Raw genomic sequence first — 4,681 nt, 5'->3', positions numbered from 1 at the left:
AAATTGAAAGTTTATAATTGAACTTTATTTAAAATTAATGTAAAAAATTAGTAAAAAATTGAACTGTTATTAATAACTAATAATTTCCGCCAACACTCTGTACATGTAAAAAAAATGGGGGTAAACTTTTGAATAAATATAAGATATTTTTAATATTTCTTGTGTTATTTATATCAATGAGTGCAGTTTCTGCTGAAGGAAACCTTTCAGAATTAGAAATGGAAATTGATAAAAGTACTGATACTTTTGAAATAACACAAGATTATGCATATAGCCAAACAGATGATGGAAATTATACCAAAGGAGTTTATGTCAACAAAACAAACTTTGTAATTAATGGTAATGGACATACGATTGACGGACAAAATGAATCAAGACTTTTTAGAGTTGACGGTACAAATGTGACAGTGAACGATCTCGTTATAATAAATGGAAATGCTGAATATGGTGGAGGAATACTATCTCTCGGTAAAAATATAATTTTTAATAATATTACTTTTAAAAATGATTATGCTAGTAACAGAGGAGGCGGATTAGCTGCAGTAAAGACAGTTACCATCAATAACTCCACATTTATTGATAATGCTGCTCCGGAAGGTAATGCAATCTACAGTGAAGGAGCAACAATTAATATAGAAGGATCATATTTTAAAAGCACAAATACACTTCAAAAAGCTATGGTATATGGTTATCTTTCTGCAATAAGCATAAACAATTCAATATTTGCCAATTCAACCTCAAAATCTGCAACTGCAATATATAATGATAGAAAAACATATATTACCAATTCTCAGTTTATAAATTTAAATGCAACACTGAGTGCTGGCGCTATTGCAATAAAAGAATTAGATGAATTAGTTATAGAAAATTGTAGTTTTATAAACGTGACTTCAAGCAAAAATGCAGGTGCAGTATTTATTGATACAGCAGGATTTTTATATAACATTACTGGAACAAGTTTAATCAAAAATTGTGAATTTTTAAATTGTTCATCTGAATTTGGTGGAGCTTTAATCATTTTAAGTGGATATGGAGCTATAATTCAAAGTACTTTTAAGGATAACCGTGCAGTTTATGATGGTGGAGCAATTTATTTATCTAACGGTAAATACCAAATTGGAAATACACTTATCGAAAATAATAAATTAACATATGATGAAAAAGAACTTGTTCATGGTGGCGGAATATATGTCGACAGATCTATTTTAACCGCTTACAACAGCCATTTTATAGACAATGCCAAACATGGACTATACAGTTATGACAGTGATTTGAATATTACCGGATCACTATTTAAAAACAATGGCGAAGCTATTCACGGCGTTTTCCTTGAAACATATTATTTAAATAACACTTATATTAATAACACAAATTGTTTAAATGATACCAACTATAAAAGCATAGTTGCTGAAAAAGTAAAACAATTAGACCTATTAAACGACACAATTATCTTTTCAAAACTGCCTAAGAAATTTGACTTACGTGACTGGGGTTGGGTAAGTTCAGTTAAGAATCAGAATACAATGAATGCATGCTGGTCATTCGGTCCTGCTGCAGCAATGGAATCTGCATTGATTAAATATACTGGAATTGAATATGATTTTTCAGAAAATAATATTCAAAATAGTCTGTTAAAATACTCCAAATTTGGAAACAAGGAAATGCGAGAAGGCGGGGGAGATACACAAGTAATTACTTATGCTATAAATTGGCTTGGAATGCTTAATGAATTTGATGATGAATATGATGATATTGGAAAAATATCCCAATTTATCAGCAGCCCTGAAAATGTCCACATACAGGATGTGGTAATCATTAATCCTCGTAAAAATTTAACCGACAACAATGCAATAAAAGAAGCAGTATTAAAATATTGTGGATTAAGTGTAGGGATTCACTCCGAATTAGAAGCACCATATTATAATAAAAATACTTCTGCACAATACTTCTTCAAAACAGGAAGACCAAACCATACAGTTTTCCTTGTAGGATGGGATGATGCATATTCCGCTAAAAATTTCCTTGTAACTCCACCGGGCGATGGTGCATGGATTATAAAGAACAGTTATGGAACTGAACACGGAGATCAGGGATATGATTACATATCATATTATGATACAGGTTTTGCAACTTCTGATGTATCAACAGGATACATTTTTGAAAATAATGAGCCATATAATAAAAATTATCAAACAGATTTAGGCGGAACTATAAGATATTATGAATCAGACAAAGGAATTAACGTTTCTTATAAAAATAGTTATACTGCCCTAGATGATGATTTAATAGCTGCAGTTGGAACTTACTTCTTTGAAAATGGTGAGAAATATAACTTTAAAATTTATGTGAATAATGAATTAAAATTATCACAAAATGGAACCGCTCCATTTAAAGGTTATCACACCATTAAATTAGACAAAAACATCCCTATTGAAGAAAATGATAACTTTACAGTAGTAATGACAAAAAAATATGTTCCTATACTAGAAGATTCAAGACAATACTTTGAAAACAATACTTCATTTGCTGATTTTGGTAAAGGATTTTATGATTTAGGACCAAAAGATGAAACCGTATCATTGAAAGTTTATACTATTGATGCAGCAATATTAACTGAAGATTTAGTGAAAATCTATAAAAACGATTCACAATTTAAAGCAAATATTGGTGTTGCTAATCAAACTGTGACCTTTGAAATTAATGGCGGAAAATATGAAAGAACCAGTGATGCTAAAGGAATAGCTACAATGAATATTAACTTAAATCCCGGCAATTACAAAATCAAAACAACATTCAACGGAACAAGCGTTGAAAATAATATTAAGGTATTGCCTACATTGATTGGTGATGATTTGGTCAAATATTACAGAAATGAATCACAATTCTTCATTAAATTAATAGACGGTAAAGGAAATCCTGTAGCAGGTCAAACCATTAAAATGAATATTAATGGAGTCTTTTATGATCGCGTGACTGATGAAAATGGAATTGCCAAATTAAACATTAATTTAAACCCTGGCGAATACATATTAACCTCTATCGATCCATTAACAGGTCTTCAAATGTCATATACCATTAAAGTATTGCCGGTACTGACCGGTGAAGATTTAAACATGGTTTACAAGGAGGGATCCAAATTCAGTGCAACTCTTGTTAACGGTAAAGGAAATCCTAGATCTGGCGTTAACATAACATTCAATATTAATGGAGTGTTCTATAATCGTGCAACCGATGAAAACGGAATAGCAAGATTAAACATTAATTTAATGCCAGGAGAATATATTATAACAAGCCAATATGGTTCATCCATGACTTCAAACAAAATAACTATCGCTGCCAAAGAGGAATGAATAATCCCTCTAATTTTTTATTTTTTTAACCTCAAGGATACGAATATAGTTCACGACATTAAAAATTATAAAATTTTATAGGAACTTCAAGAGCCAATTTTTCCAATAACTTTTGTTATCAATTACTTGTTTAAATTCGTTTTCAAAGATATATTTTAATTGTTCAATACTTGTTATGAATTTTCTTGAAATTTTGGCTTTTATTGTTCTCCATACTTGTTCAATGGGATTATATTTTGGAGAATATGGAGGTAAATGAATTAGATCCATGTTTAAAAAATTGCATAATTCTGTGAAAGCAATTGCATGATGGACACTGTAGTTATCTAAGATTATTGCTATTGGTTTTTCTATAATTAATTGATGTTGTAAGTTTTTATCAAAAAAATAAGATAATATCATTGCTTTTTGAAGATTTTCGAGTACTTGATTTGATTTGGTTTTGAAATTTAAAGGATTTTTTACAAGTCTTTTGAATAATTTTTTGAATGTATTACTATTCTCAGATAACAGTTCTAAAGCTAACAATAGTTTTTCATAGTTTTTTTTAGTATTAACAGTATTTAAAATATTTTCTAATTCTAAATCTTTATTATATAATATTTTTTCTAATTTAGTCTTTAATTCATTGCTTTCAATATTTTGAATAGTGATGGTTATCATAAATTTCATCATTTCAAAGGTTTTTGTATTATCTAAGAATGATATAAATGATTTTCCATTAATTGCTTGTATTCCAAGTGCATTTATGGATAATCTTGTTGTTGGTTGTATTTTTATGTTTTTAGTGCCTTTTTTATTATAACATCTTTGGCTGTTATCCTGATTTTGGCAGTATGTTTGGTCTAAAAACACGACAGTGAAATTTTCTAAATCTAAATGTCGGGTGTTTTTTTTAACTGTTCTTCAGCATCTTTTGGCATTTTAGCATATATTTTGTAAGGTTTAGTGTATGTATAGTCTAATTTCTTCATTATGCGTTCTATACTTCGTAAACTATATTCTACCCCAAATAATGTTTCAATCAGATGTTTTACTTCTTTTGCAGTTTTTAAATTTTTTTCTTGAATAGTTTTGTCTAAAATTATATATTGTTCGTCTGTTAGTTTGGATTGACCTTTGGAACCTTTTTTTCTTCTTAATGCTTCCATTCCTCCATCATTCCATTGTTTTATCCAATTATATGCTGTTCCTTGACTAATTCCATGTTTATTTATGATATCATTTATTGGTTCATCATGTAAAACATCTAAAATTACATATAATTTATTTAAAACTCGCGTATCATTCTCCAACTTTTTAATTTCCGTTTGAATTTCAGAAATAATCCC

The 4,681-nt window shown here is 29.1% G+C and carries 3 protein-coding genes; 1 reads left to right on the top strand and 2 read right to left on the bottom strand.

Annotated features, from left to right (window positions below):
- The first annotated feature begins 176 nt into the window (after positions 1-176).
- Complete coding sequence (locus QZU75_RS12425) at positions 177-3,350, top strand: C1 family peptidase (protein ID WP_296884135.1); 3,174 nt, start codon at positions 177-179, stop codon at positions 3,348-3,350.
- A gap of 75 nt (positions 3,351-3,425) precedes the next feature.
- On the opposite strand, the gene QZU75_RS12420 is transcribed toward QZU75_RS12425, so the two are convergent.
- Together QZU75_RS12420 and QZU75_RS12415 are read right to left on the bottom strand one after the other, a co-directional pair.
- Positions 3,426-4,205 (bottom strand): transposase, encoded by a 780-nt coding sequence (locus QZU75_RS12420; RefSeq protein WP_296884134.1) that lies wholly within the window; start codon positions 4,203-4,205, stop codon positions 3,426-3,428.
- Positions 4,206-4,225: 20 nt separating this feature from the next.
- Positions 4,226-4,681 (bottom strand): helix-turn-helix domain-containing protein (locus QZU75_RS12415; RefSeq protein WP_296884133.1); only part of this gene is annotated, 456 nt, incomplete at its 5' end.

This window comes from uncultured Methanobrevibacter sp. (assembly GCF_902764455.1).
Classification (GTDB): domain Archaea; phylum Methanobacteriota; class Methanobacteria; order Methanobacteriales; family Methanobacteriaceae; genus Methanocatella.
Note: the sequence above shows the minus strand (reverse complement) of the source record. Positions and strands in the feature narration are given on the sequence as shown.

Excerpts from the sequence above, each read along its gene's own strand:
- QZU75_RS12425 (WP_296884135.1), top strand. The coding sequence starts at position 177 with ATGAGTGCAGTTTCTGCTGAAGGAAACCTTTCAGAATTAGAAATGGAA.